We start from the raw sequence: 24,267 nt of genomic DNA, 5'->3' as shown, positions 1-24,267 counted from the left end.
GCACAGCGGGCGCTGTAAAAGATTTATCCTGAGGGCTTACCTCGTTCAGGCTATATGAATAAATGTTATTTGTTTGTTCAATTCAGAAAAGAAACCATAAAAACCACGATGATAAATAAGGCATAAATCACATTAAATAAAAGAAACCATTAAAACCATAGTGGCCATTAAAACTTCGCTTTTAATATGTCATCCCTCACATAAAGTAAGCCTTTGTGACTCTAAGCTGAACGCACAAAATAACCAAGGGGCTTATTATGAGCACAACTGACGATTCTTTCTCTGTTACCCACGACCCGATTGAAATTCAGCGACCCTCGCTCAAAGAGCGTTGGTGGCATATTATGGATACCTGGAAAATCGGGATTATCCCTCTGCCGCTGTTTGTTCTGGCGGGCGCACTGATTGCGATTGATTGTCTGGGCGGAAAGCTGCCGAGCGACATCGTGGTGATGGTAGCGACCCTGGCCTTCTTCGGCTTTGCCTGCGGTGAGTTTGGCAAGCGCCTGCCGATTGTCGGCAAGCTCGGTGCGGCGGCGATTTGCGCCACCTTTATCCCTTCCGCGCTGGTCTATTACGGCCTGCTGCCGGATGTGGTGGTCGAGTCCACCACGAAGTTCTATAAATCCACCAATATTCTCTATCTCTACATCTGCTGCATTATCGTCGGCAGCATCATGAGCATGAACCGCACGGTGCTGATTCAGGGCTTCCTGCGCATCTTCTTCCCGATGCTGTGCGGTGAAATTGTCGGCATGCTGGTGGGGATGGGCGTTGGTCTCGCGCTGGGCCTGGAGCCGTTCCAGATCTTCTTCTTTATCATTCTGCCCATTATGGCGGGCGGTGTCGGGGAAGGCGCAATTCCGCTTTCCATCGGTTATGCCACCCTGCTGCACATGGACCAGGGCGTAGCGCTCGGCCGCGTGCTGCCGATGGTGATGCTCGGCGGTCTGACCGCGATCATTATCTCCGGTTGCCTGAACCAGCTTGGTAAGCGCTACCCGCACCTGACCGGTGAAGGCCAGCTGATGCCTAACCGCGCCAATGCCGATACCACCGTCTCTCAGCCTGCGTTCTCTGGTAAAGCGGACGTGACCACAATCGCCTCTGGCGCCCTGCTGGCGGTGCTGCTCTACATGCTGGGCATGCTCGGCCACAAGCTCATTGGCCTGCCAGCCCCGGTCGGCATGCTGTTTATGGCGGTGCTGGTGAAGCTCTGCAACGGCGCCTCTCCGCGCCTGCTGGAAGGTTCGCAGGTCGTCTACAAATTCTTCCAGACTTCCGTGACCTACCCCATCCTCTTCGCCGTCGGCGTGGCTATCACCCCGTGGCACGAACTGGTGGCGGCGTTCACCGTCAGCAACCTGCTGGTGATTGTCAGCACCGTTTCTGCGCTGGTGGCGACCGGCTTCTTCGTCGGCAAAAAGATCGGTATGCATCCGATTGATGTCGCCATCGTCTCCTGCTGCCAGAGCGGGCAGGGCGGTACCGGCGACGTGGCGATCCTGACCGCAGGCAACCGCATGAGCCTGATGCCGTTCGCCCAGATTGCTACCCGTATCGGCGGAGCGATTAACGTCTCTATCTCTCTGCTGATTCTGGGCAACTTCCTCGTTTAAGTTTTCAGGAAAGAACAATGAAACTCGCAAGCTTTTTATACCAGGGAAAACGCAGCTACGGCATCGTCCAGGCCGACGGCGTGATTGATTTAGGCCGCCGTCTCGGCGACCGCTACAACGACCTCAAGGCGCTGCTGCAGGGCAACGGGCTGGCGCAGGCCACCCGCTACCTGAACGACGCGGTGGACGTGCCGATGAGCGCTATCACCTTCTTACCGGTGATTGAGCAGCCGGAAAAAATTCTCTGCGTGGGCATGAACTACGCCGACAAGCGCAAGGAGTTTGACCAGCATAACCCGGCCCCGACGCTGTTTGTCCGCTTCCCGGATTCACAGACCGGCCATAACGAACCGGTGCTGAAGCCGCGCCACTCCAGTGAATTCGACTACGAAGGCGAGCTGGCGGTGATCATCGGCAAAGGTGGGGAGAACATCAGCCGCGACGACGCGCTGCGCCACGTGGCGGGCTACAGCTGCTACATGGACGGCTCCGCCCGTGACTGGCAGCACACCTGGTTTACAGCCGGAAAAAACTGGCGTCAGACCGGCGCGTTTGGCCCCTGGATGGCGACGGCGGATGAGATCCCGGATCCGCACCAGCTGGCAATCCGCACCTGGCTGAACGGCCGCATGGTGCAGGAAGACAACACCAGCAGCATGATCCACAAGGTTGCGGAGCTGATCGAGTACATCAGCACCTTCACCCGCCTCAGCCCGGGAGATGTGATCATCACCGGATCCCCAGGCGGGGTGGGGAAAAAGCGTAACCCGCCTCTGTTTATGAAAGAGGGCGATCGCATTGAGGTGGAGATCGAGCATATCGGTCATCTGAGCAACGTGATCGTGGAAGCGCCCGCCGTCGGGCTTGCGGCAGCACACTGAGTAAAACGGCATGAACAGTCAACCCATCGATTTTCGCCACACTCTGGTGGCGAAGCATCCGGAACGCTTAAGCCAGATCCGCTACCTGCTGGCAGACAGCGGCCTTGGCCTGGACAACGACATCACGCTGTTTGTCGAAGCCTGGTCCGGCTCGCAGCTGGTGGGTTGCGCAGGGCTTGCCGCCAACGTCATCAAATGCGTGGCGGTCAACGAGCAGCTTCGCGGCGAGAACCTCAGCGCGCGGCTGCTGGCTGAGGTGGAAAATGCGGCGCTGGAGCGCGGCCATTTTCACCTCTTCCTCTGCACCCGTCCGTGCAACCGGGAGCGCTTTGCCCGCAGTGGCTTCTGGCCGATTGCCCAGAGCGGAAACAACGCGGTGCTGATGGAGAACACCCCGCAGGGGATCGAACGCTACTGCCGTTCCCTGCGCGCGAAGCGCAAAAGCGGGGAGAACATTGGCGCGATAGTGATGAACGCCAATCCCTTCACCCTCGGCCATCGCCATCTGGTGGAGCAGGCGGCGCAGCAGTGCGATGCGCTGCATCTCTTCGTGGTGCGTGAAGATGCGTCGTTCTTCCCGTTTAGCGCGCGCATTGAGATGGTGCGGGCGGGCGTGGCGCATCTGCCGAACGTGGTGGTGCATGAAGGCTCGCAGTACATCATCTCCCGCGCCACTTTCCCGGCCTACTTCCTGAAGGAGACCGGCAAAGTGCAGCAGGCGTGGAGTGAAATCGACGTGCTGATTTTCCGGGACTTTATTGCCCCGGCGCTGGGCATCACCCACCGCTTCATCGGCTCGGAGCCCTTTTGCGATATCACCCGGCAGTACAACCAGACGCTGCACGACCTGCTGGCCTCGCATATTGAGGTGGTGGAAATGCCGCGCATCAAGGCCACCGGCAACGCCATTTCCGCGTCCGAAGTGCGCCGTTTACTCAAGACACAGCTGTTTTCCCGGATCCGGGAGATTGTCCCGGACTCCACCTTCGCGCATCTCGAAACGCATTACCGTGCGAGTGCCGAAGTCGCATAACTACCAGGAATTTATCATGAATATTGTAAGGGAGGCGCTGGCCGGCACGCAGGAGTCCAGCGACCTGATGGTGAAAATCGCTCCCGCTCACGGCGAGCTGGAGATAGTCATCCACAGTGAAGTGATTAAGCAGTTTGGCGAGCAGATTCGCCAGGTGGTCAACGACACATTGCGCGCCATGAACGTGCACCAGGGACTCATCATTATTGAAGATAAAGGGGCGCTGGACTGTGTTATTCGCGCCCGCCTGCAAAGCGCGCTGATGCGTGCCGCCGATGATCAAACCATCAACTGGGGGGCGCTGAAATGAGCAAACTCCGCCGCAGTATGCTGTTCCTGCCGGGCGCCAACGCCGCCATGCTTTCCACCGCCTTTATCTATCGGCCTGATTCCATCATGTTTGACCTGGAAGACGCCGTTGCCCTGCGCGAGAAAGACACCGCGCGCATGCTGGTGTTCCACGCGCTACAGCACCCGATGTATCAGGATATCGAAACCGTGGTGCGCATTAACCCGCTGAGCACGCCGTTTGGCCTGCTGGATCTGGAAGCCGCCGTGCGGGCGGGCGTGGACGTAATTCGCCTGCCGAAAACCGATACCCCGGACGATATCTACGAGCTGGAGGGTCACCTGGCGCGTATTGAACGCGAGTGCGGCCGCGAAGTCGGCTCTACCCGCGTCATGGCGGCGATTGAATCGGCCATTGGCGTGATAAATGCCGTGGCGATTGCCCGCAGCTCCCCGCGCCTCATCGGCATCGCGCTGGCCGCCTTTGATTATGTGATGGATATGCAGACCGAGCGCGGCGACGGCACCGAGCTGTTCTACGCCCGCTGCGCCGTATTGCACGCCGCCCGTGCGGCGGGCATCGACGCCTTCGACGTGGTGTGGTCAGACGTTAACGACGAGGCCGGGTTCCTGCGCGAGGTCGATCTGATCCGCAAGATGGGCTTTAACGGCAAATCGCTGATTAACCCGCGCCAGATTGACCTGCTGCATAACGCTTACGCCCCGACGCAGGAAGAGGTGGAACACGCGAAGCGAGTGATTGAGGCGGCAGAAGAGGGCGAGCGTAACGGCCTGGGCGTGGTGTCGCTCAACGGCAAAATGGTGGATGCACCGATTATTAACCACGCGCAGGTGGTGCTGGAGCGCGCGGCGGCCTCCGGCGTGCGTCGGTAAGGATGACAGAATGAACCAGACTGAACTTCTCCATATGAATTTCCCCCATCTGCGGGGCTTAAAACCGTTTGATACCGCCCACAGCGCGACGCCGTGGCTGGCGGATGCTGACGCGAAGCACAGCCGCAAACTCTGCGCCTCCGTTGAAGAGGCGGTGAAGCGCTGCGGCCTGCAGGACGGGATGACCATCTCTTTCCACCACGCGTTTCGCGAAGGCGACCGGGTGATCAACACCGTCGTGGCGCTGCTGGCGCGAATGGGTTTCAAAAACCTGACGCTGGCCTCCAGCTCGCTGATGACCTGCAATGACGCGCTGATCGAGCATATTGAAAGCGGCGTCATCACCCGCATTTACACCTCCGGAATGCGCGGCAGGCTGGCGGATGCCATCTCCCACGGGCTGATGGACGAGCCGGTGCAAATTCACTCCCACGGCGGGCGCGTGAAGCTCTTGCAGGACGGCGAGCTGAATATCGACGTGGCGTTTCTCGGCGTGCCGTGCAGCGATGAGTTTGGCAACGCCAACGGCACCCACGGTAAATCCTGCTGCGGCTCGCTGGGCTACGCCATGGTGGATGCGCACTTTGCCCGCAAGGTGGTGCTGCTGACCGAAGAACTGGTGCCGTTCCCCAATATGCCCGCCAGCCTGGTGCAGGACCAGGTGGACTACATCGTGCAGGTTGAGAGCGTCGGTGACCCGGCGAAAATCAGCGTTGGCGCGGCGCGCGTCACCAGCAACCCGCGCGAGCTGATGATCGCCCGCTATGCGGCGGACGTGATTGAACATTCCGGCTACTTTAACCCGGGCTTCTCAATGCAGACCGGCTCCGGCGCGGCGGCGACCGCCTGCACGCGTTTTATGGAAGAGAAAATGGAGCGCAGCGGCGTGAAGGCGCGCTTCGCGCTTGGCGGCATCACCGGCAGCCTGGTGGATTTGCACGAGAAGGGGCTCATCGAAAAGCTGCTCGACACCCAGTGCTTTGACGGCCAGGCGGCGGCGTCTCTGGCGCGCAACCCGAACCACGTGGAGATCTCCACCAATGTTTACGCCAACCCCGGCAGCAAGGCGGCAAGCTGCGACCAGCTCGACGTGGTGATCCTCAGCGCCCTCGAAATCGACGTTGATTTCAACGTCAACGTCATCACCGGCTCCGACGGCGTGATGCGCGGCGCGTCCGGCGGACACTGCGACGTGGCCGCTGCGGCGAACCTCACCATCGTCGTTGCGCCGCTGCTGCGCAGCCGCATTCCGACGGTCGTGAAGCGCGTCACCACGCGCCTCACGCCGGGTGAGAGCATCGACGTGCTGGTCACCGATCACGGCATTGCGGTTAACCCGGCGCGCCCGGAGGTGCGTGAGCGGCTGATGGCTGCCGGGCTGAAGATTGTGGATATCAACGCGCTCTATGAACGGGCGATATCGCTGACGGGCGTACCGAAGCCGATTGAGTTTACCGACAAAATCGTCGGGGTGATCCGCTACCGCGACGGCAGCGTGATCGACACCGTGCGACAGGTGAAGGAGTGATTATGACAGTAGCGACACCCGTGCGGACGGGTGTCAGCCTGGACGAACTGCTGGCGGCGAAAGAGCGCCGCGCAGCGCGTCAGGCTGACATGCTTGAGCACTATCAACAACCGGTGATTTCCCTCACGCTGGTCACGCCAGGGGAAATTAAAGACAGCCTGCGCTATCGCAACACCATGGGCGTAGCGCTCCAGACGTGCGACCAGCTGCTATGGGAGAACCGCTGGCAGGTGCTGGACCGTCAGGTGCTGTGGCTTCCGACCGGGCCCGAGGCTCTGTGGTGCGTGGCTCATCCGGCAGCGGAAATTAAAGCGCACTGCGCGGAACTGGAGCAGACGCACCCGCTCGGCAGGCTGTGGGATCTGGATGTTATTTGCCCTCAGCATGGCCACGTCGGGCGTCAGTCGCTGGGGGCAAATCTCAGACGCTGCCTGATCTGCGACGAACCTGCGCATGCCTGTTCCCGCTCGCGGAACCATCCCGTTGAGCAGGTGGTTTCCCGGGTGGAGAAGATGATTGATGACTGGTTTGCTCGCGACTAAACCCCGCATTGCGGACGTGCCCGCGCTTGCCGAAGCGGCACTGTGGCAGGAGCTGGAGCTGACGCCCAAACCGGGGCTGGTGGACAAGCTCAATAACGGTTCCCACCGCGATATGGACCACGCGCTGTTTGCCCGCAGCATTGCGGCGATTACGCCGTGGTTTGCGCGCTTTGCTGAACTTGGTAACGCGCATGCGGATAAGCCCGCTGACGCACAGCTACGGATTATCCGCCCAATGGGGATGGCCTGCGAGCAGGCGATGTACGCCGCGACGAACGGCGTGAATACGCACAAAGGCGGGATTTTTGCCCTGGGTTTACTGTGCTTCGCCGCCGGACGTGTGAACAATCTCTCTGCGGACAGCCTCTGTTGTGAGGTAGGTAACATCTGCCGCGGGCTGGTGTCGCGAGAGCTGGCCGCGCGCAGCGGGCAGGCGACGGCGGGCGAGCGGCAGTTTCAGCAGCACGGCTTAACCGGCGCGCGCGGTGAGGCGGAAAGCGGCTTTGCCACGGTGCGTAAGGCGTTGGCACAGTGGAACGGACGGTCGCTTCACAGCCTGCTGTTACGCCTGATGTCAGTCAATCAGGACAGCAATCTGGTGTCGCGCGGTGGCATGGAAGGGCTGCGCTACGTTCAGGACTACGCGCGGGAATTGCTGGCTAACGGCTGGGACCGCGAAGCGTTGCTTAAAATGGATATCGCATTGATAGAACGCAATCTGAGTCCGGGGGGCAGCGCGGATTTGCTGTCGGTGGGGTGGGTGCTTTCTGCAATAAAATAGCCGGGTGGCGGCTTCGCCTTACCCGGCCTACGGTTGGGTTTTGTAGGCCCGGTAAGCGTTAGCGCCACCGGGCACAACACACCAAAGATTAGTGCGCGATCGGCTGCGCACCGTTCGGCACACGCACGTGCTTGTACTTGAACAGCGCGATGAACGCGAAGAACAGCACCAGCGAGTATGCGGCGAAGATCAGCCACACCGGCTGCCAGTTGGTGATGCCGTTGGTGGTGTACATCTCTACCACTTTACCGCTCACCACGCCGCCCAGAATACAGCCGAAGCCGTTGGTCATCATCAGGAACATGCCCTGTGCGCTGGCGCGGATTTCAGGCTTCACTTCTTTTTCCACGAATACGGAACCGGAAATGTTGAAGAAGTCGAAGGCACAGCCGTAAACAATCATCGACAGCACCAGCAGTACGGTGCCGAATGCGCTCGGGTCGCCGTAGGCGAACAGACCAAAGCGCAACATCCATGCCGCGATACTGATCAGCATGACGTTCTTGATGCCGTAGCGGCTCAGGAAGAACGGGATGGTCAGGATGAACAGCGTCTCAGAGATCTGAGAGATGGACATCATCACCGACGCATGCTCAACGATAAAGCTTCCGGCAAACAGCGGATTGTTATCGAAGCTGTGCAGGAAGGTGTTGCCGAACATGTTGGTGATCTGCAGCTCTGCGCCCAGCAGCATGGAGAAGATAAAGAAGATCGCCATCCGTTTGTTTTTAAACAGCGCGAACGCGTCCAGACCGAGCATGGTGCTCCAGCTCTGGTTTTTCTGCTGGTTTGAAACCGGAATGGTTGGCAGCGTCAGGGTGAAGATCGCCAGCAGCACGGAGAGCGCGGCACCGATGTAGAGCTGCATATGGCTCAGTTCAAAGCCTGCGAAGCTCACGCCCCACATTGCCATGATAAAGCCGATGGTGCCCCAGATACGGATTGGCGGGAAATCGGTCACGATATCCATCCCGGCAGATTTCAGGCGGTAGTAAGAGATGGTGTTGATCAGCCCAAGCGTTGGCATATAGGCCAGCGAGTTAAGCAGGATCACCATAAACATTGCCCCTGGCGTGGTCACTTCGGCCGCCATAAACAGCGTCCCCGCGCCCACCAGATGGCAAAGCATGTACAGCCATTTCGCACTTAACCATTTATCCGCCACGATACCGAGCAGTGTTGGCATGAAGACCGCCGCGATACCCAGCGAGCTGTAGACGGCACCGATTGACGCACCATCGAACTTGAGCGTCACAAACATATAGGAGCCGAGTGTAGTCAGCCAGCTACCCCACAGGCAGAACTGCAGAAACGACAATATTTTAAGCTGCAGCTTAAGGTTCATGTTACTTTCCTCACAAGTGAGCGGGAGATATGTTGTTTTTGGAACATTCAGGGTTGTTATTTGATGCAATTCTATCAGTTGGCAACGATATGTTTTGTTACCTCCCGCAAAAAAATGCAATCCACATTAATTTGCAGTTTGGATTGTGATGCAAATAACATTTTCGTATGGGTGGGGTGAGTGAGTGCGGCCTGATACCCTCACCCTGACCCTCTCCCACGGGGAGAGGGAAAGCAGAACACCTTCTCCTTGCAGGAGAAGGTGTGTTGATTATCGACGACGATAGTTCTTCTGCGCCGTATTGACCTTATACAGATAGCGGCGGGACTCCGCTGATGGGTGGCGGGTGGTGAGGGTTGAGTAAACATCCCCCGGCGCCATGCTGTTGATGATGTTTGCGGCCTGCACTTTGTCGTTCGAGAAGACGCGTAGCACGCTGCCCGCGCCGCCGTTATAGGCGGTGATTACGGCATAGCGGCGTGAGGTCGGGTTATCGATGCCGCCGAGATAAACATTGTTCAGCATCGCCAGATAGGCCGTGCCGGTATCAATGTTGCTCTGGGGATCGAACAGATAGCTACGGCTCGGCGTGCCGGATTTGCCCTGCGCGCGGAAGACGTCTTTACCGGCGCTGTGCTGGACTACCTGCATCAGCCCCAGGGCGTCGGAACGGCTAACTGCGTAAGGGTTGAACGACGATTCGGTCTGCATAATCGCCAGGATCAGCGACTCATCCACGCCGTACTTACGTGATGCCTGACGCACCATGCCAAGATACTTATGCGCACGCTTGTCGAGGTGGTTCGGCACGAGGTTGATGGTGACGCTATAAATTATCTTCAGGCCGTTAGAGCGGCTCTTCAGTCGCGTCTGCAGCAGATAGTCGGCAAATTTCGTGGCGCGACCTTCCCAGCGGATTGGCTGGCCGGTTTGATCGACAACCTGACCGTACAGGAACGGCTCTTTCGAGATGGTGATATCGTCGGCATCGGAGTAGAGATCGATAGATCCCGGGTCGTCGCCCATCAGCAGGGTTTTGATAATCGCCTGACGCAGTCGTGCCGCAGGGTCAGTACCCGCGATGGTTTCAATGGTGATCGTACCCTCATCAAAGTTGATGTGGCTACGGGTCAGATAGGCGTCGGTGTACTTAACGTAGTCCTTCGGTCCGGCAATAAGAACTTCGTTAAATCCCCATATGTTCTCGATGTTGTGGGCAAACTGCCCCATCAAAATGTCAAAACCGTTGGTGTCCTTGATCCAGGCTTCGTTGTAATCATCGCCTTTTTTTGACGAACAGGAGACCAGCAACGGCGCAACAAGGGCTAGCGCTAAAAGTTTTTTCATCATTCCGGGCGTGCGTGTTGTGTTTGCTTAGTCGTTGCTATTGCCCGGCGGCGCTTCGCTTGCACGGGCCTACGGTTTTGTAGGCCGGGTAAGCGCAGCGCCACCCGGCAACAGCCGCTCAATATTATTTTTCTGGAGGCGTATAGCCTTCGATATGCACGTCTTTGCCTTCAAACAGGAAGTTCACCATCTCCTGTTCCAACAGCTTGCGGTGTTCCGGGTTCATCATGCTGAGCTTTTTCTCGTTAATCAGCATGGTCTGCTTTTTCTGCCACTGTCCCCAGGCTTCTTTGGAGATCTCGTTATAAATGCGTTTACCCAGATCACCCGGATAAAGCTGGAAATCCTGGCCTTCAGCGTCACGCTGCAGGAAAGTACAAAAAATCGTTCTGGCCATACTCATTCCTCTTTTTCTTGTCGATGCTAAACCATTGCACCGGCACGTAATTGCTGTAACAGGCGCTCCACGGGAGCCGCCAGCCCGACTGATGGCGGTTGCGCTAAGTTATACCAGAGAGCGGTGCCTTCATCCATGCACGAGGCAAATGAGGACACGGGAAGCCACATCGGCACAATATCCAGGTGGAAATGGCTGAAGGTATGGCGAAACGCGGTCAGCTGCGTCAGGTTATCGGCAGCAATACCGCGCTGTTTAAGCCATTCACGCAGCAAATCTTCATCTTCAAACTGTGGGAAGCAGTATAGACCGCCCCACAGGCCGCTCGGTGGACGCTGGGCCAGGAACACCTCGTCGCCGTGCTGCATCAGCAGCATGTAACCGGTGCGCTCCGGTAGCGTCTGCTTCGGTTTTTTCCCCGGGTATTGCGACCACGAATGGTTAGCGTAGGCCACGCAGAGAGTATTGAGCGGGCAGAGTTCGCACTTGGGTTTTGAGCGCGTGCAGACCATCGCACCCAGATCCATCATCGCCTGGTTAAAACGTTCGACGCCGTTGGCCGGGGTAACCGCTTCACTGATCTCCCACAGACGTTTCTCAACCTCTTTTTTACCGGGCCAGCCGTCCACGGCATAGCAACGTGCCAGCACGCGCTTCACGTTGCCGTCGAGGATCGGGAAATGCTTACCCAAAGAGAGAGAGAGAATGGCTCCCGCCGTTGAACGCCCGACGCCGGGTAAATCTGCCACTTCATCGAAAGTTTCCGGGAATTTACCGTTGTGGCGCGTGGCGACCTGCTGCGCGGCCTTGTGCAGATTACGCGCGCGGGCGTAATAGCCCAGGCCTGTCCAAAGGTGCAATACCTCGTCCAGCGGGGCATTCGCCAGGTCTGTTACCGTCGGGAAGCGTGCCATAAAACGCTCAAAGTATGGGATCACCGTGGCGACCTGCGTTTGTTGCAACATCACTTCGGAGAGCCATACTTTGTAAGGCGTTTTTTCAATTTGCCAGGGCAGGGTTTTACGCCCGTATTTGTCGTACCAGTCCAGCACCTGGGCTGAAAATTGAGAGGCTTGCATGGTCATCGATTCACATAATCAGGGACGCAGATTGCAGCACAGCGTCAATCTGCTGTAAACCGGATCTTTCCCATGCTTGCATAGACGCCTTAACTTTGGATAATGCCCGTTTCCCGAACATTCTCACAAGCAGACAACTCTTTTATGAAAAACGACGTCATTTCACCGGAATTTGATGAAAACGGTCGCCCGCTGCGCCGTATTCGCAGCTTTGTCCGTCGTCAGGGCCGCCTGACAAAAGGGCAGCAACATGCGCTGGACAACTACTGGCCGGTGATGGGCGTTGAGTTCAGCGAGCAGCCGCTGGACTTTGCCGGGCTGTTTGGCCGCGAAGCGCCAGTCACGCTGGAGATTGGTTTTGGTATGGGCACCTCTCTGGTGACCATGGCGCAAGCTCGCCCGGAGCAGAACTTCCTCGGTATTGAAGTGCACTCCCCGGGCGTCGGCGCGTGTCTCGCAACTGCCCATGAAGAGGGTGTAGAGAACCTGCGCGTCATGTGTCATGACGCGGTGGAAGTGCTGCACAAAATGATTCCTGACAATTCTTTAACCATGGTTCAGCTCTTTTTCCCTGACCCGTGGCACAAAGCACGTCATAATAAACGCCGTATCGTTCAGGCACCGTTTGCCGAGCTGGTGAAAAGCAAGCTGAAACTGGGCGGCGTCTTCCATATGGCGACCGACTGGGAACCTTATGCGGAACATATGCTGGAAGTGATGTCGTCTCTGGACGGGTATAAAAACCAGTCTGAAAGCAACGACTATGTTCCGCGTCCGGATTCACGTCCGGTAACGAAATTTGAACAGCGTGGCCATCGTCTTGGTCACGGTGTATGGGACTTAATGTTCGAGAGGGTGAAATAATGGCAAAGAATCGTAGCCGTCGTCTGCGTAAAAAAATGCACATCGAAGAATTCCAGGAAGTGGGTTTCTCCGTTGCGTGGCGTTTCCCGGAAGGCACCAGTGTAGAACAGATCGATCAGGACGTGGATGCCTTCATCAACGACGTGATTGAGCCCAACAAGCTGGCCTTCGACGGTAGCGGTTACCTGGCGTGGGAAGGTCTGATCTGCACCCAGGAAGTGGGTAAATGCACCGAAGAACATCAGGCGCTGGTTCGTAAATGGCTTGAAGACCACAAGCTGGAAGATGTCCGCGTCAGCGAACTTTTCGACGTTTGGTGGGACTAATAAAGCAAGTACGGGGCCAGCATTAGCTGGCCCATTTTGTCTGAGGGAGTGTTTAAGATGCGCAAAACGTTGCTGGCTGTTGCTTTGATGGCAACCGGATTCACCGCCCATGCGGAGTATAAATGTAGCGTCACCCCGCGTGATGACGTGGTGTTAAGCCCGCAAACCGTGCAGGTCAAAGGCGAGAACGGCAATCTGGTGATTACGCCGCAAGGGAACGTCACCTTTAACGGCAAAGAGTACAATCTGACAGCCGCACAGCGTGAGCAGGCGAAAGACTATCAGGCCGATTTGCGTACCGCGCTGCCATGGATTAATGAAGGTGCCCTGACGCGCGTTGAAAAAAGCCGTGTTGCACTGGATAAGATCATTACCAAAGAGGTGGGGGAGAGCAGCAATATGCGCTCCCGCCTGACGAAGCTCGATAAGCAGCTCAAAGAGCAGATGAACCGGATTATCGAGACGCGCTCTGATGGCCTGACGTTCCACTACAAGGCGATTGATCAGGTCCGTGCTGACGGACAGCAGCTGGTGAACCAGGCGATGGGCGGCATTCTGCAGGACAGCATCAACGAGATGGGGGCTAAAGCGGTCCTGAAGGGCGGCGGTAACCCGCTGCAGGGCGTGCTGGGCAGTCTGGGCGGCTTGCAGACCTCAATTCAGAACGAGTGGAAGAACCAGGAAGATGATTTCCAGCAGTTCGGCAAAGACGTGTGTAAACGCGTGGTGTCGCTGGAAGATAGCCGGAAGGCGCTGGTGGGGACGTTGAAGTAATCCTCTGCGCGCTGGGCCCCTCACCCCGGCCCTCTCCCCAGGGGAGAGGGTGTAAACGTTCCCTCTCCCTGTGGGAGAGGGTTAGGGTGAGGGCATCAGGCTCTGCAATTTTTGAAGAATAACCGTCAGCACTTCCTCTTCCTGAGAAGTAAATTCATTGTTCCAGAATCGCACGACTTCCCAGCCATTTGTATGCAAAAACTCTGTACGACGTGAATCGTATTTCTCTTTGCTTTGATGTTGCCCTCCGTCGAGCTCAATAATCAATTTCGCCTTAAAACAGGCAAAATCTGCAACATACGGCCCAATCGGCATCTGGCGGCGAAACTTATAGCCAAAGAACCGACGACCTCTGAGCAAATACCAGAGGCGAAATTCTTCGGGCGTCATTTGTTTGCGAAGTTGTTTTGAGTTTTCCATCCCCACACTCTGCCAGCCTTTCCCTCAGCTGGCAGAACGGGATGCAAAAACCTGAATTAGCCTTCAGGAATCGTCGGCGAGGAACAGCTCAAGAAGGGAATTTAAGAACAGTTTGCCGTGCTCGGTGATCTGCCAGTAATCTTCACACTCAGTCAGATACCCCTGCGCCAGCGCCTCGTCAATCTGAGGACGAATCACTGACTCCGGCAGACCGGTGTAACGCGCAAATTCCGCGCGCGGCGCGGCTTCCAGCAGGCGGAAGCGGTTCATAAAGAACTCAAACGGTTTATCCGCCGTCTCAACGTCGTGCTGGCGCTCGAGATAACGGCCTTCCATATACCCTCGCGGGTGGCGGGTTTTGGCGGTACGCAGAATACGACCGTCCGGGAAAGTCACCTTACCGTGCGCGCCGCAGCCAATTCCCAGGTAGTCGCCAAAACGCCAGTAGTTCAGGTTGTGCTGACACTGATACCCCGGTTTCGCATACGCAGACGTCTCGTACTGCTGATATCCCGCAGCGGTTAACAACTGGTGGCCCTGCTCGAAAATATCCCACAGCGCGTCGTCATCCGGCAGAACCGGAGGACGGGAACCAAACAGCGTGTTGGGCTCAATGGTGAGCTGATACCAGGACAGATGCGGCGGGTTAAGTTCAATCGCCTGGCGCAGATCGTCCAGCGCTTCGTCGAGCGACTGGTCCGGCAGGCCGTGCATCAAATCGAGGTTAAAGCTGCGCAGACCCAGTCCTGTCGCCAGGTTTGCCGCACGCTTTGCTTCCTCAGGACCGTGAATGCGCCCCAGGCGCTTCAGTTTTGGCTCGCTAAAGCTCTGCACGCCGATGGAAATACGGTTCACGCCTGCACGCTGATACTCGACAAAACGATCGGCCTCAACGGTACCGGGGTTGGCTTCCATCGTAATTTCAGCATCCGCGGCCAGGTTCAGGCGCGCACGCACGCCGTCCAGCAGCGTCTGCATCGCCGGGCCTGACAGCAGGCTCGGCGTACCGCCACCAATGAAAATGGTCTTAACTTCACGTCCCTGTGCGTAAGGTACATCGGCGTCCAGGTCAGCCAGCAGATGCGCAACGTAGTCATCGTGCGGCACTTCACCTTTCAGCGCGTGCGAGTTGAAATCGCAGTACGGGCATTTCTGCACGCACCACGGGATGTGAATATAAAGACTCAGAGGTGGCAAATTAGCCATTACGCAGTGCTTCCAGTAACAGTTTCAGTGCGCGCCCACGGTGGGAAATCGCGCTTTTCTCTTCGCGGGTCAGTTCCGCTGCGGTTTTGCCCTCGGACGGGACAAAGAAAATCGGGTCGTAGCCAAAACCGCCGTTGCCCGCAGCTTCACGGGTAATCACGCCCGGCCAGCTACCGTGGCAGACGATCGGCGTCGGGTCCTCTGCGTGACGCAGATAGACCAGCACGCAGTGGAACTGTGCGGTCCGCTGTTCGTCCGGTACGTCTTTCAGGGCAACAAGCAGCTTTTCCAGATTCTGCTGGTCGGTTGCATCAACACCGGAATAACGAGCAGAGTAAATCCCCGGCGCGCCGCCAAGAAAATCGACGGCCAGACCGGAGTCATCGGCAATGGCGGGCAGACCGGTAATCTGCGCGGCATGGCGTGCTTTCAGGATCGCGTTTTCAATAAACGTCAGCCCCGTCTCTTCGGCAGAATCTACGCCAAGATCGGTCTGAGCGACCACATCCAGCCCAAAATCATTTAATAGCGAGGCCAGCTCGCGCACTTTACCGGCGTTGCCGGTCGCGAGAACAACTTTCTGCATGGTTTAGTCCTGTTCTGTCAAAGCCGCGACTTCCGTCGGGATGGATTGCGGGTTGAGGATTTTTACCTGTTTATGCCGCCCCAGTTCGCCTTTTTCAATGATGACCTGGCTTTTGGCCACGCGAAACTGTTTTGCCAGATATTTGGTCAGATGCGCGTTTGCCTGACCGTCAACCGGCGGGGCGGTGATGGCGACTTTTAACTCGTCGCCATGCAGTCCAACAATACTGTCACGGCTGGCTTTCGGCTGAATATACAACCGCAAAACCAGCCCGTCAGCGCAGGTGCTTACGGCACTCATAGCGCCATCCACAGCCCCGGCAACAGCATGTCGCCCGTAGACTGCAGCAGTTCAGCGATCCCCATGTTGATCACATAGAGCAGCAGAACCAGAATCATCGGGGAGAAGTCGATGCCGCCCATAGAGGGAAGTAAGTTACGGATCGGACGCAGCAGCGGCTCGGCCAGCTGAATCAGGGCATACTCTACCGGGCTACGCCCCTGGCTCACCCAGCTCATGATGGCCATCACCAGCAGCACCCAGAAAATCAGCAGACCGACGGTTTTGATCAGAATCAGCACGGCGGCAATCCAGATAATCGGCTGGAAGGTGATGACCATAAACAGCACGATGGCTTTGATAACGCTAAGAATAAACGCTACCAGCAGCGAAGCGCTGTCGATGGGACCCATGGCCGGGATAATACGGCGCAGGGGCCCGACAATAGGTTGCGTGATTTTCACGACAAACTGGGAGAACGGATTGTAAAAATCACAACGGGCCCACTGCATCCAGACGCGCAGCAAAAGCGCCATCGTATACAGCTCAATGACCGTTGAGAGCAGGAAAGTCAACGTCTTCATGGCGTTCCTCAGGTTTCCTTATTATTTGGAGTAGTCGCGCGCACCGAAAATGGCGGTACCGATGCGCACCATAGTGCTGCCTGCCGCGATGGCGGCTTCCATATCATCCGACATGCCCAGAGAAAGCGTGTCTACCGTGTTGTAGCGCGCTTTAAGCGCCTCAAATGCTACAGCCATTTGCTGTGCCACGGCAAACTGCCTTTCATAACTTGACTCTGGCGCCGGAATAGCCATCAGCCCACGCAGGGTTAAGCGTGGCAGGGCGGCCACGTCTGCGGCCAGCGCATCCAGCTCGCTTAGCGCAATGCCAGACTTGCTGTTTTCGTCGCTGATGTTGATTTGTATCAGCACGTTAAGCGCTGGCATCTCTGCCGGGCGTTGTTCGTTCAGGCGTGTGGCAATGCGCAGACGGTCAATCGTATGGCACCAGTCGAAGTGCTCAGCCACCAGACGGCTTTTGTTCGACTGCAGTGGACCAATAAAGTGCCACTGAAGATCCGTATTCCCCTTTTCCCGGAAGTCGCGAATTTTATCCACGCCTTCCTGCACGTAGTTCTCACCAAATGCGCGCTGGCCTGCATCAATCGCTTCTGCGATGGCGCTCGCAGGCTTGGTTTTGCTGACTGCAAGGAGCGTAATTTCTTCTGAAGCACGGCCGCAACGCGTTGCGGCAGCTGAGATTTTGTCCCGGACCTGTGCCAGGTTATGCGCAATGTCGTTCATTTTCCGAGGAGTAGTCTATGGATGTGGAAGAAATGGTGGCCCTTAGTGTAAAGCATAACGTCTCCGATCTACACCTGTGCAGTGATTCGCCACCCCGCTGGCGCCGGTCAGGACGCCTTGAACCCGCGCCGTTTCCGCCGCCTGATGTCGGGACGTTATTAAAAGCGTGGCTCAATGATGAGCAGCAGGGAAGCTGGTGGGCTCACGGTCAGGTCGATTTTGCCGTGACGGTGGCAGAAGGCCAGCGTCTGCGCGGGAGTGCGTTTAAGCAGATTAACGGGGTGTCCATCGCCCTGCGGTTGCTGCCACGCACCTGTTCGCCACTCTCTTCGCTGGGCGTGCCGCGTGCCATTCCGGAACTGTTATCCAGTGACAACGGGTTGATTCTGGTGACGGGGGCGACCGGCAGCGGTAAATCCACCACTCTGGCGGCGATGGTCGATTTTCTCAACCACCATACTGACGGGCATATCCTCACGCTTGAAGATCCGGTGGAGTATCTGTACCGGAGCGAACGCTGCCTGATTCAGCAGCGGGAAATAGGTCAGCACTGCCCGTCTTTTGTCGAGGCGCTGCGCGGAGCGTTACGCGAGGATCCAGATGTGATTTTGCTGGGGGAGCTGCGTGATGCAGAGACGATCCGTCTCGCGTTGACGGCGGCGGAGACCGGGCATCTGGTGCTGGCGACACTGCATACGCGGGGTGCCTCGCAGGCCATTGAGCGGCTGGTGGACACCTTCCCGGCGCAGGAGAAAGACCCGGTACGTAACCAGCTGGCCGGTAGCCTGCGTGCGGTGCTGGCACAGAGGCTGCTTCCCGACCTGCAGGGTGGGCGTGTCGCGCTGTATGAACTGCTGGTGAATACCCCGGCGGCGGCAAATCTGATTCGTGAAGGAAAAACGTGGCAACTGCCCGGTATCATTCAAACAGGCCAGCAGGCGGGAATGCAGAACTTTGATCAGAGCGTGGCGGAGAGACGGGCGCAGGGGCGGCTATAGGCCCCTGAGATTAATAGCCCTGTTCGAAATAGCTTTCGAGGATGATGACGGCAGAGGCGGAGTCTACGCTGCCTTTGTTGAGCGCCCGGAAGCCACCATGCTCAAACAGGCCAGCACGCGCTTCGACGGTGCTAAGACGCTCGTCGTGAAGCTTCACGGAGACGCCAAAGCGGCCATGGATTTTATTGGCGAACTTACGCGCGCGGGCGGTAAGGGGTTGTTCGGTGCCGTCCATATTCAGCGGCAGCCCAACGATAACATCATCCGGTTGCCACTCTTTCAGCAGACGTTCGATAAGATTCCAGTCAGGCGTGCCGTCGTTGGCCTTCAGGGCCGTGAGCGGACGCGCGGTACCGGTGATGCGCTGACCCACAGCGACGCCAATGCTTTTGGTACCAAAATCAAAGGCCAAAAGTGTTCCGCTCATCAGGCGTGCCCCGCGACACCAGGCATGGTCAGAATATCAATGCCAATCAGTTTTGCCGCATCGCGCCAGCGATCGGCTATCGGGGTTTTAAACAGAATATTCATGTCCGCTGGTGCGGTAAGCCAGGCGTTATCGAGGATTTCCTGCTCAAGCTGGCCTTTCTCCCACGACGAGTACCCCAGCGCCACCAGCACTTCGGAAGGCTGTTCTGCGGTACCCAGCGTTTCGAGCACGTCGCGCGAGGTGGTGATCACGGTGTTATCGGAGATGCGGATACTGGAAGAGAATACCGGCGGGGTATGCAGGATAAAGCCGCGATCTTCTGCAAGTGGTCCACCCAGCATCACCGGTTTATCAAGCCGGATCTCCGGCAGTCGCGCTTCAGCCGGGATTTTCAGCTTGTCCAGAATCCCTTCAACCTGCAGGTTTTCCAGCGGCTTATTGATGATAATGCCCATCGCGCCGTCTTCATTGTATTCACAAATATAAACCACGGCGCGGCGAAAAATCGGATCCTGGAGAGCAGGCATGGCAATAAGAAAGTGATGCTGTAAATTCATTGTCAGAGGTACTGTTTCCTGGTTTAAAAAGCGACAGCGCCCAGTATGGGGATAAAGCCGGGCGCTGTCACAGATTATTTCTGTAAACGTTTTTCGATAGCGTCCATCAGCATTCCGGTGATCGAGATCGGGAACTCCGCTTCGATTTCGCGAATGCAGGTTGGGCTGGTGACGTTCACTTCCGTCAGGCGATCGCCAATGATGTCCAGGCCAACAAAGATCAGGCCTTTGGCTTTAAGCGTTGGGCCAACGCGGCGGGCAATTTCCCAGTCGCTTTCTGTCAACGGGCGCGGCTCACCGCGTCCACCGGCCGCCAGGTTACCGCGCGTTTCGCCACCTTGTGGGATACGTGCCAGGCAGTAAGGTACGGGTTCGCCATCCACGACCAGAACGCGTTTGTCGCCATCTTTAATGGCGGGCAGATAGTTCTGGGCCATGCAGTAGCGGGTACCCAGTTCGGTCAGGGTTTCGGCAATCACGCCAATGTTCGGGTCGCCTTCCTTCACGCGGAAAATAGACGCGCCGCCCATGCCGTCCAGCGGCTTCATGATGATATCGCCGTGTTTTTGCCAGAACTCCTTCAACTGAGCTTTGCTGCGGGTCACCAGCGTTTCAGGCGTCAGGTCTGAGAACCAGGCGGTATAAAGCTTCTCGTTGCAGTCGCGCAGGCTCTGCGGCTTATTGACGATCAGCGTCCCTTTCTCTTCGGCACGCTCAAGGATATAGGTGGAGTAGATGTATTCGGTGTCGAACGGCGGATCTTTACGCATCAGAATAACGTTGAGATCGGCCAGGGCAATATCCTGCTCGGTGCCAAACTCGTACCATTTGTCGTAGTTCTGCTCGACGTTAACGATGCGGGTACGCGCGCGGGCTTCACCGTTGATCAGGTAAAGATCGTTCATCTCCATATAGTGGAGCTCATAGCCGCGACGCTGCGCTTCCAGCAACATAGCGAAGCTGGAATCTTTCTTGATGTTAATGTTTGCGATGGGGTCCATCACGATGCCGAGCTTAATCATGTTCTTCTCCGTTTATACTTCAACCCAGATCGCCAAACCGTACCTGTAGCGCGGTAATGGCCGTGAGTGCCGTTGTCTCAGTGCGCAGAACGCGAGGTCCCAACAGAATATCAGTAAACTGGTAACGCGCCGTCATCGCAATTTCTTCCGCCGACAGGCCGCCTTCGGGGCCAATCAGCAGGCGTACACGTTCAACGGGCAGCGGCAGCGTATTAATGCTGGCGCTGGCGCGCGGATGAAGATTGAGCTTCAGCCCGCTCTCCTCTTCGGCACACCAGTCCTCCAGGTCCATTGCCGGGCGGATCTCCGGTATGCGGTTGCGGCCGCTCTGTTCACACGCCGCAATGGCAATTTTCTGCCACTGCTGGATCTTTTTGTTCAGACGTTCCGCATCCAGTTTAACGCCACAGCGCTCGGAAAAAAGTGGCGTAATGAGGCTTACACCCAGCTCAATGGATTTTTGAATGGTGAATTCCATCTTTTCCCCGCGCGACATCACCTGGCCCAGGTGGATGTGCAGCGGCGATTCACGATCGTCCACTTCACCGCGCAACACATTCACATGTACGCTTTTTTTATCCGCCCGGGTGATTTCCGCCTCGAAAATCTGATTAGAGCCGTCGAAAAGCTGTATTGCCTGGCCAGCCCCCATGCGCAGCACGCGGCCAACGTGGTTGGCCGCGTCGTCAGACAGGGCGATTTCGCGACCTGCGGTAATCAGTTCAGGGTGGTAAATGCGAGGAATGCGCATAGTCAGAAATTCCATATGTCATGCGAGATAAGCGAATTGCCGTAGTGTAGGTTAGCTCTTTTGCGCCTGGCAAGCCCGCTGGACGTACGGGTTATGATTCCCCTGGACTCTGGCGATGCGTTCGTCGCGCTGACATTCCCACTCCGTCACCGGATATTGCTTATCCCACGCATTGAACAACTGCGTCTGTTGACGGGAGAGGTTGAGGTCGTAGCGGTCACGCATGTAGAAGTAGGTGCGGGCGATGCTGCCGCGCGCGCGGGCAGGCGGCTCGGCGACTTTTTCTTTAAAATCCACCTTCATGCCGCACTGGCCATATTGGCCTTCGCCACCGTTCCACTGGCTGTACATAAAGTTGCCGCGGTCACCGTTCACTTCACCCACGGCGGGCTGCAGGTTATGCATATCGCTTTCCATCTGGCGGTAGACAGGATCTTTAGAACAGTTTTTACGACCGCCATCCTGCCAGCACTGGCGCTGGTGGCCAAACTGCCATGCCGGAACGACATGTTCCCATTCGATGCGGCTGGCGCGGTTTTCGTTTTTACGCACCTTATAGCCGCAGGACTCCAGGTCCACGACCCCTTTTTTACCATGCCAGTTAATTTTACAGCCGCAGTAGAAATCGCCCGGCACATCGGCGTTCACCTTCACGCCTGCTGCCTTGGCCTGGGAAAAACTGTTGATACCATCGGCCAGAGCATGGCCTGAGAACGCTGTCGTCAGAAAGGCGACCGCGAGAGAAAAATTACGGGACATCTTACACTCCGTGTCAAAACGAGCCCGCAACGTAACGAATGTTTTTCCTGTATGCAATCAGTCAGATCAGGAAAGTTCCTGAATGTTCAAATGATTACTCCGCAATAAGCGGTTCGCCGCATTTGACGCAGCGGTAGGTCGCCTCGCCGCGGACCACGCGATTATGGCGGCGGACGGTAAGCTGATGCTGCTGACACTGGCAGCGGTAGGGGAACGTATTGCGACGTACAGATTCCAGCTCGAACTGATGAGTTCTGCGCGCCGGAACGCCCAGTACTGCCTCCATCATCCACTTCCACTCTTTTCCGTGCGGCGCGACGCGACCAAAATGTTTCCACACCAGGAGGTGAGCCAGCTCATGCGGCACCACTTCCTCAATAAACGCCTGCTGGTTTTCCATCATCAACACCGGGTTCAGGCGGATCTCATACGATTCCAGCCAGGCAGTACCCGCCGCGGTGCCACGCTGCTGATAGACGAGCTTCGGTTCAGGGTAATTCCGACCGAGCTTCAGGTTCGCCTGGGCGAGTTTTTCCCGCAGGCTGCGCATAACGGCTTGCTGAAGGGCGATGGGGAGACGGGGAGCTTTCATAGGGGCAGAGCATAAAGCGCGAAGCGGGGAGGCGCAAGAGGCGCCTCCCGCAAGAGGATTAGTCGTGTGCGCCGATTTCGCGCAGTGGACGACCTTTCATCAGGTTACGTTCAATATGTTCCAGTGAAACATGTTTGGTTTCTGGAACCAGCCAGATGGTCAACACAATAAAGAAGATGTTCAGACCGGCGTAGACCCAGAAGGTGTTGGCATTGCCCAGGGTATTGAGCATGGTCAGGAACGTCGCGCCGACGATCATGTTGGCAATCCAGTTGGTTGCAGTTGAGCAGGTGATACCAAAATCACGCCCTTTCAGCGGCTGGATCTCAGAACACAGTACCCAAATCAGCGGACCGGCGCTCATCGCGAACCCGACGATAAACATCAGCAGCATGCCTACCGCAAAATACTGTGCGGTTGGGGAGTGGATGCCGACGTGCATCATGGTGCCCAGCACGCCCATACCGATCGCCATGACCAGGAAGCCCAGCGTCAGGGTAGGTTTACGTCCCCAGCGGTCCACCAGGCCGATCGCGATAAAGGTCGCCAGCACGTTGGTCAGGCCGACGATGACGGTGCCCCACATCTGCTCGGTGGTGTTGGTATAACCCGCCAGCTCAAAGATTTTTGGCGCGTAATACATGATGACGTTCATCCCGGTGAACTGTTGCATCACCTGCAGCAGCACGCCGAGGAATACTGCGCGACGGAAGTTGCTGTTCTCTTTAAACAGCGCCCAGCCAGACTGCTTCACCTTCAGGCTTTCGCGGATCTCTTCCAGCTCGTTTTTCGCCTCCGCACTGGTGTCGCGCAGGCGCAGCAGCACCCGTTCGGCATCGTGGAAGCGGCGCTTTGCGGCAAACCAGCGTGGGCTGTCCGGCAGGAAGAAGACGCCAATCAGCAGCAAAATGGCCGGGATGATGATCACGCCAAGCATCCAGCGCCATGCGCCGCTGTAGCTGAACGCGGTATCGGAAAGATAAGCCCCGAGAATACCGATGGTAATCATCAGCTGGTACATCGAAATCATACTGCCGCGAATTTTCTCTGGCGCAATTTCAGAGAGATAGAGCGGGGCGGTGTAGGACGCGACGCCGACGGCCAGCCCCAGCAGTACGCGGGAAAGAATAAGCACTTCAACGTTAGGGGCGGCAGCAGAGAAGAGTGAACCGGCGACGAAGAGAATGGCACCAATCATTAGGCTCTTTTTACGTCCGAGCTTGAAGGAGAGCCAGCCGCTGCCGACAGCACCAACCGCTGCGCCAAACATCATCGAGCTGACCACCCATTCCTGGGTATGCGCGTTAATCTGGAATTCGTCTGCGATGAAGGGAAGGGCGCCAGCAATCACGCCGATATCCAGGCCAAAAAGTAAACCTGCCAGGGCGGCGAGGAAGCAGACGAAGAATGTCATCGCCTTGTTGGACGTACGCCCCTGTTTTTTATTGTCAGGCATTATGCCCTCCAGTTGGGTTATCAGTTTTATTGATGTTAAGGGTAGGTGAGTGACCCGTAAAAATATGTGAGATTAATCACATTGGTGTAATCGGTTACACTGGTGTGTAACCGTAAAAATTATTAAAGCTTTGAAAATATAGAGGTAAATGAGGTGATATGCATCGCGAAAGAATACATTTCAGACTTAACTGAAAGGAAATGTAA

General features: G+C 56.9%; 29 protein-coding genes. 12 read left to right on the top strand and 17 right to left on the bottom strand.

Features of this window, described 5'->3' with window-relative positions; genetic code table 11:
* Positions 1 to 257: 257 nt before the first annotated feature.
* From A4308_RS03360 to citG, 8 genes are read left to right on the top strand one after another with little or no spacing between them, the layout of a single operon-like run.
* A complete protein-coding gene (locus A4308_RS03360; protein ID WP_014885210.1) occupies positions 258 to 1,619 on the top strand; it encodes a 2-hydroxycarboxylate transporter family protein in 1,362 nt (453 codons plus the stop codon).
* Positions 1,620 to 1,636: 17 nt separating this feature from the next.
* The gene (locus tag A4308_RS03355) at positions 1,637 to 2,500 is read left to right on the top strand and encodes a fumarylacetoacetate hydrolase family protein (RefSeq protein ID WP_014885209.1); all 864 of its coding nucleotides are present in this window, start codon (positions 1,637 to 1,639) and stop codon (positions 2,498 to 2,500) included.
* Positions 2,501 to 2,510: 10 nt separating this feature from the next.
* The gene (gene citC / locus A4308_RS03350) at positions 2,511 to 3,533 is read left to right on the top strand and encodes a [citrate (pro-3S)-lyase] ligase (protein ID WP_045281447.1); all 1,023 of its coding nucleotides are present in this window, start codon (positions 2,511 to 2,513) and stop codon (positions 3,531 to 3,533) included.
* Positions 3,534 to 3,549: 16 nt separating this feature from the next.
* Positions 3,550 to 3,843 carry a citrate lyase acyl carrier protein gene (gene citD / locus A4308_RS03345; RefSeq protein WP_014885207.1) on the top strand — a complete coding sequence of 98 codons (294 nt, stop codon included), beginning with the start codon at positions 3,550 to 3,552 and terminating at the stop codon, positions 3,841 to 3,843.
* Positions 3,840 to 4,715 (top strand): citrate (pro-3S)-lyase subunit beta, encoded by an 876-nt coding sequence (gene citE, locus A4308_RS03340; protein WP_014885206.1) that lies wholly within the window; start codon positions 3,840 to 3,842, stop codon positions 4,713 to 4,715. The genes citD and citE overlap by 4 nt, the downstream gene beginning before the upstream one ends.
* A gap of 10 nt (positions 4,716 to 4,725) precedes the next feature.
* On the top strand, positions 4,726 to 6,243 hold the full coding sequence (gene citF, locus A4308_RS03335; protein WP_023331286.1) for a citrate lyase subunit alpha: 1,518 nt from the start codon (positions 4,726 to 4,728) through the stop codon (positions 6,241 to 6,243).
* Positions 6,244 to 6,245: 2 nt separating this feature from the next.
* Positions 6,246 to 6,785 carry a citrate lyase holo-[acyl-carrier protein] synthase gene (citX, locus tag A4308_RS03330; protein WP_032635574.1) on the top strand — a complete coding sequence of 180 codons (540 nt, stop codon included), beginning with the start codon at positions 6,246 to 6,248 and terminating at the stop codon, positions 6,783 to 6,785.
* Complete coding sequence (gene citG / locus A4308_RS03325) at positions 6,763 to 7,566, top strand: triphosphoribosyl-dephospho-CoA synthase CitG (protein ID WP_032635576.1); 804 nt, start codon at positions 6,763 to 6,765, stop codon at positions 7,564 to 7,566. Before citX ends, citG begins: the two co-directional genes overlap by 23 nt.
* An 88-nt stretch (positions 7,567 to 7,654) precedes the next feature.
* Here citG and A4308_RS03320 read toward each other — a convergent pair whose 3' ends face one another.
* The 4 genes from A4308_RS03320 to mutY all read right to left on the bottom strand — a co-directional run bounded on the left by A4308_RS03320 (position 7,655) and on the right by mutY (position 11,734).
* Positions 7,655 to 8,911, bottom strand: coding sequence for a nucleoside permease (locus A4308_RS03320; protein WP_014885202.1), 1,257 nt, complete (start codon positions 8,909 to 8,911; stop codon positions 7,655 to 7,657).
* 270 nt (positions 8,912 to 9,181) lie between these two features.
* The gene (gene mltC / locus A4308_RS03315; RefSeq protein ID WP_014885201.1) at positions 9,182 to 10,258 is read right to left on the bottom strand and encodes a membrane-bound lytic murein transglycosylase MltC; all 1,077 of its coding nucleotides are present in this window, start codon (positions 10,256 to 10,258) and stop codon (positions 9,182 to 9,184) included.
* 124 nt (positions 10,259 to 10,382) lie between these two features.
* Positions 10,383 to 10,655 carry an oxidative damage protection protein gene (locus A4308_RS03310; protein ID WP_003862425.1) on the bottom strand — a complete coding sequence of 91 codons (273 nt, stop codon included), beginning with the start codon at positions 10,653 to 10,655 and terminating at the stop codon, positions 10,383 to 10,385.
* A 26-nt stretch (positions 10,656 to 10,681) separates the two neighbouring features.
* Positions 10,682 to 11,734, bottom strand: a complete 1,053-nt coding sequence (gene mutY, locus A4308_RS03305) for an A/G-specific adenine glycosylase (RefSeq protein WP_014885200.1) — start codon at positions 11,732 to 11,734, stop codon at positions 10,682 to 10,684.
* Between the two features lie 144 nt (positions 11,735 to 11,878).
* Here mutY and trmB point away from each other — a divergent pair, with 144 nt between their 5' ends.
* Genes trmB through A4308_RS03290 form a run of 3 tightly spaced genes read left to right on the top strand, consistent with a single transcriptional unit; the run spans position 11,879 to position 13,698 of the window.
* Complete coding sequence (gene trmB, locus A4308_RS03300; protein WP_014885199.1) at positions 11,879 to 12,598, top strand: tRNA (guanosine(46)-N7)-methyltransferase TrmB; 720 nt, start codon at positions 11,879 to 11,881, stop codon at positions 12,596 to 12,598.
* Positions 12,598 to 12,924 carry a YggL family protein gene (locus tag A4308_RS03295; RefSeq protein ID WP_014885198.1) on the top strand — a complete coding sequence of 109 codons (327 nt, stop codon included), beginning with the start codon at positions 12,598 to 12,600 and terminating at the stop codon, positions 12,922 to 12,924. Before trmB ends, A4308_RS03295 begins: the two co-directional genes overlap by 1 nt.
* A 57-nt stretch (positions 12,925 to 12,981) precedes the next feature.
* Positions 12,982 to 13,698: a DUF2884 domain-containing protein gene (locus A4308_RS03290; RefSeq protein ID WP_014885197.1), complete on the top strand. Its 717-nt coding sequence runs from the start codon at positions 12,982 to 12,984 to the stop codon at positions 13,696 to 13,698.
* An 81-nt stretch (positions 13,699 to 13,779) separates the two neighbouring features.
* Here the strand turns inward: A4308_RS03290 and A4308_RS03285 are convergent, their stop codons facing one another.
* From A4308_RS03285 to A4308_RS03260, 6 genes are all read right to left on the bottom strand, one after another.
* Positions 13,780 to 14,118: an endonuclease domain-containing protein gene (locus A4308_RS03285; RefSeq protein WP_023331282.1), complete on the bottom strand. Its 339-nt coding sequence runs from the start codon at positions 14,116 to 14,118 to the stop codon at positions 13,780 to 13,782.
* A gap of 63 nt (positions 14,119 to 14,181) precedes the next feature.
* Positions 14,182 to 15,324 carry a radical SAM family heme chaperone HemW gene (hemW, locus tag A4308_RS03280; RefSeq protein WP_045281448.1) on the bottom strand — a complete coding sequence of 381 codons (1,143 nt, stop codon included), beginning with the start codon at positions 15,322 to 15,324 and terminating at the stop codon, positions 14,182 to 14,184.
* Positions 15,317 to 15,910, bottom strand: a complete 594-nt coding sequence (locus A4308_RS03275) for an XTP/dITP diphosphatase (protein ID WP_023331280.1) — start codon at positions 15,908 to 15,910, stop codon at positions 15,317 to 15,319. The genes hemW and A4308_RS03275 overlap by 8 nt, the downstream gene beginning before the upstream one ends.
* Positions 15,911 to 15,913: 3 nt before the next feature.
* The gene (yggU, locus tag A4308_RS03270) at positions 15,914 to 16,210 is read right to left on the bottom strand and encodes a DUF167 family protein YggU (protein ID WP_014885193.1); all 297 of its coding nucleotides are present in this window, start codon (positions 16,208 to 16,210) and stop codon (positions 15,914 to 15,916) included.
* Positions 16,207 to 16,773: a YggT family protein gene (locus tag A4308_RS03265; RefSeq protein WP_014885192.1), complete on the bottom strand. Its 567-nt coding sequence runs from the start codon at positions 16,771 to 16,773 to the stop codon at positions 16,207 to 16,209. The genes yggU and A4308_RS03265 overlap by 4 nt, the downstream gene beginning before the upstream one ends.
* Before the next feature lie 21 nt (positions 16,774 to 16,794).
* Complete coding sequence (locus tag A4308_RS03260) at positions 16,795 to 17,496, bottom strand: YggS family pyridoxal phosphate-dependent enzyme (protein WP_014885191.1); 702 nt, start codon at positions 17,494 to 17,496, stop codon at positions 16,795 to 16,797.
* 17 nt (positions 17,497 to 17,513) lie between these two features.
* Between A4308_RS03260 and A4308_RS03255 the strand changes: the two genes are divergently transcribed.
* Positions 17,514 to 18,494 (top strand): type IV pilus twitching motility protein PilT, encoded by a 981-nt coding sequence (locus tag A4308_RS03255; RefSeq protein WP_045281449.1) that lies wholly within the window; start codon positions 17,514 to 17,516, stop codon positions 18,492 to 18,494.
* A 10-nt stretch (positions 18,495 to 18,504) separates the two neighbouring features.
* On the opposite strand, the gene ruvX is transcribed toward A4308_RS03255, so the two are convergent.
* The 7 genes from ruvX to galP form a co-directional block, all read right to left on the bottom strand.
* The gene (gene ruvX / locus A4308_RS03250) at positions 18,505 to 18,921 is read right to left on the bottom strand and encodes a Holliday junction resolvase RuvX (protein ID WP_006811925.1); all 417 of its coding nucleotides are present in this window, start codon (positions 18,919 to 18,921) and stop codon (positions 18,505 to 18,507) included.
* Complete coding sequence (locus A4308_RS03245) at positions 18,921 to 19,481, bottom strand: YqgE/AlgH family protein (RefSeq protein WP_008499752.1); 561 nt, start codon at positions 19,479 to 19,481, stop codon at positions 18,921 to 18,923. Before A4308_RS03245 ends, ruvX begins: the two co-directional genes overlap by 1 nt.
* Positions 19,482 to 19,555: 74 nt before the next feature.
* A complete protein-coding gene (gene gshB, locus A4308_RS03240) occupies positions 19,556 to 20,503 on the bottom strand; it encodes a glutathione synthase (protein ID WP_023331278.1) in 948 nt (315 codons plus the stop codon).
* A gap of 19 nt (positions 20,504 to 20,522) precedes the next feature.
* Positions 20,523 to 21,254 carry a 16S rRNA (uracil(1498)-N(3))-methyltransferase gene (rsmE, locus tag A4308_RS03235; RefSeq protein ID WP_023337758.1) on the bottom strand — a complete coding sequence of 244 codons (732 nt, stop codon included), beginning with the start codon at positions 21,252 to 21,254 and terminating at the stop codon, positions 20,523 to 20,525.
* Between the two features lie 51 nt (positions 21,255 to 21,305).
* Positions 21,306 to 22,013, bottom strand: coding sequence for a deoxyribonuclease I (endA, locus tag A4308_RS03230; RefSeq protein WP_045134810.1), 708 nt, complete (start codon positions 22,011 to 22,013; stop codon positions 21,306 to 21,308).
* A 94-nt stretch (positions 22,014 to 22,107) separates the two neighbouring features.
* Positions 22,108 to 22,605 carry a SprT family zinc-dependent metalloprotease gene (locus A4308_RS03225; protein WP_014885186.1) on the bottom strand — a complete coding sequence of 166 codons (498 nt, stop codon included), beginning with the start codon at positions 22,603 to 22,605 and terminating at the stop codon, positions 22,108 to 22,110.
* A 58-nt stretch (positions 22,606 to 22,663) separates the two neighbouring features.
* Entirely contained in the window at positions 22,664 to 24,061 is a 1,398-nt protein-coding gene (gene galP / locus A4308_RS03220) for a galactose/proton symporter (protein ID WP_014885185.1), read from the bottom strand.
* Positions 24,062 to 24,267 lie beyond the last annotated feature (206 nt).

This window comes from Enterobacter sp. ODB01 (assembly GCF_001623605.1).
GTDB classification, from domain to species: Bacteria; Pseudomonadota; Gammaproteobacteria; order Enterobacterales; family Enterobacteriaceae; genus Enterobacter; species Enterobacter kobei.
The sequence above is the reverse complement of the archived record's forward strand: the minus strand, read 5'-3'. Positions and strand labels throughout refer to the sequence as shown.

Coding starts and splice junctions, on each gene's coding strand:
- A4308_RS03360 (WP_014885210.1), top strand. CDS start 258: ATGAGCACAACTGACGATTCTTTCTCTGTTACCCACGACCCGATTGAA.
- A4308_RS03355 (WP_014885209.1), top strand. CDS start 1,637: ATGAAACTCGCAAGCTTTTTATACCAGGGAAAACGCAGCTACGGCATC.
- citC (WP_045281447.1), top strand. CDS start 2,511: ATGAACAGTCAACCCATCGATTTTCGCCACACTCTGGTGGCGAAGCAT.
- citD (WP_014885207.1), top strand. CDS start 3,550: ATGAATATTGTAAGGGAGGCGCTGGCCGGCACGCAGGAGTCCAGCGAC.
- citE (WP_014885206.1), top strand. CDS start 3,840: ATGAGCAAACTCCGCCGCAGTATGCTGTTCCTGCCGGGCGCCAACGCC.
- citF (WP_023331286.1), top strand. CDS start 4,726: ATGAACCAGACTGAACTTCTCCATATGAATTTCCCCCATCTGCGGGGC.
- citX (WP_032635574.1), top strand. CDS start 6,246: ATGACAGTAGCGACACCCGTGCGGACGGGTGTCAGCCTGGACGAACTG.
- citG (WP_032635576.1), top strand. CDS start 6,763: ATGACTGGTTTGCTCGCGACTAAACCCCGCATTGCGGACGTGCCCGCG.
- A4308_RS03320 (WP_014885202.1), bottom strand. CDS start 8,911: ATGAACCTTAAGCTGCAGCTTAAAATATTGTCGTTTCTGCAGTTCTGC.
- mltC (WP_014885201.1), bottom strand. CDS start 10,258: ATGAAAAAACTTTTAGCGCTAGCCCTTGTTGCGCCGTTGCTGGTCTCC.
- A4308_RS03310 (WP_003862425.1), bottom strand. CDS start 10,655: ATGGCCAGAACGATTTTTTGTACTTTCCTGCAGCGTGACGCTGAAGGC.
- mutY (WP_014885200.1), bottom strand. CDS start 11,734: ATGCAAGCCTCTCAATTTTCAGCCCAGGTGCTGGACTGGTACGACAAA.
- trmB (WP_014885199.1), top strand. CDS start 11,879: ATGAAAAACGACGTCATTTCACCGGAATTTGATGAAAACGGTCGCCCG.
- A4308_RS03295 (WP_014885198.1), top strand. CDS start 12,598: ATGGCAAAGAATCGTAGCCGTCGTCTGCGTAAAAAAATGCACATCGAA.
- A4308_RS03290 (WP_014885197.1), top strand. CDS start 12,982: ATGCGCAAAACGTTGCTGGCTGTTGCTTTGATGGCAACCGGATTCACC.
- A4308_RS03285 (WP_023331282.1), bottom strand. CDS start 14,118: ATGGAAAACTCAAAACAACTTCGCAAACAAATGACGCCCGAAGAATTT.
- hemW (WP_045281448.1), bottom strand. CDS start 15,324: ATGGCTAATTTGCCACCTCTGAGTCTTTATATTCACATCCCGTGGTGC.
- A4308_RS03275 (WP_023331280.1), bottom strand. CDS start 15,910: ATGCAGAAAGTTGTTCTCGCGACCGGCAACGCCGGTAAAGTGCGCGAG.
- yggU (WP_014885193.1), bottom strand. CDS start 16,210: ATGAGTGCCGTAAGCACCTGCGCTGACGGGCTGGTTTTGCGGTTGTAT.
- A4308_RS03265 (WP_014885192.1), bottom strand. CDS start 16,773: ATGAAGACGTTGACTTTCCTGCTCTCAACGGTCATTGAGCTGTATACG.
- A4308_RS03260 (WP_014885191.1), bottom strand. CDS start 17,496: ATGAACGACATTGCGCATAACCTGGCACAGGTCCGGGACAAAATCTCA.
- A4308_RS03255 (WP_045281449.1), top strand. CDS start 17,514: ATGGATGTGGAAGAAATGGTGGCCCTTAGTGTAAAGCATAACGTCTCC.
- ruvX (WP_006811925.1), bottom strand. CDS start 18,921: ATGAGCGGAACACTTTTGGCCTTTGATTTTGGTACCAAAAGCATTGGC.
- A4308_RS03245 (WP_008499752.1), bottom strand. CDS start 19,481: ATGAATTTACAGCATCACTTTCTTATTGCCATGCCTGCTCTCCAGGAT.
- gshB (WP_023331278.1), bottom strand. CDS start 20,503: ATGATTAAGCTCGGCATCGTGATGGACCCCATCGCAAACATTAACATC.
- rsmE (WP_023337758.1), bottom strand. CDS start 21,254: ATGCGCATTCCTCGCATTTACCACCCTGAACTGATTACCGCAGGTCGC.
- endA (WP_045134810.1), bottom strand. CDS start 22,013: ATGTCCCGTAATTTTTCTCTCGCGGTCGCCTTTCTGACGACAGCGTTC.
- A4308_RS03225 (WP_014885186.1), bottom strand. CDS start 22,605: ATGAAAGCTCCCCGTCTCCCCATCGCCCTTCAGCAAGCCGTTATGCGC.
- galP (WP_014885185.1), bottom strand. CDS start 24,061: ATGCCTGACAATAAAAAACAGGGGCGTACGTCCAACAAGGCGATGACA.